The 352-nt window shown below is 43.8% G+C and carries 1 pseudogene; it reads left to right on the top strand.

Features of this window, described 5'->3' with window-relative positions:
- Window positions 1-352 (top strand): annotated as a pseudogene (locus CWB85_RS21925) (TonB-dependent receptor); the annotation flags it as partial.

Here is a 352-nt window from a genome sequence, read left to right as displayed (position 1 = left end):
CCGAGTATTTAATCGCTCGTGATGCAATATTTGGCACCTCGTTTACTGGTTTGCGTAAACGCCCAGCGGCTTCTATTTCGTTACAATGGGCACCAGTAGATACGCTAGAAATCACCGCTGAAGGCTTTTACACCGGTTATGAAAATGAGTCTCAAAATGCGATGTGGTTCTCAAATACCTTTGAAAACGGTAACGGTAATATTGATACCCCGACTATTTTTGACGGCACTAATGTAGTTAAAGAAAAGCAAGCAATTGCCGCGGGGGGGTTCCAAAGCGGCGACTTCTCATATGGTAAAACAGACAGCTATTTATATGCACTTGGTGCACAGTGGCAAGCCAGTGATTATTA

It is taken from the genome of Pseudoalteromonas sp. S1727, from assembly GCF_005886375.1.
Taxonomy (GTDB): Bacteria; Pseudomonadota; Gammaproteobacteria; order Enterobacterales; family Alteromonadaceae; genus Pseudoalteromonas; species Pseudoalteromonas haloplanktis.
The sequence above is the reverse complement of the archived record's forward strand: the minus strand, read 5'-3'. Positions and strand labels throughout refer to the sequence as shown.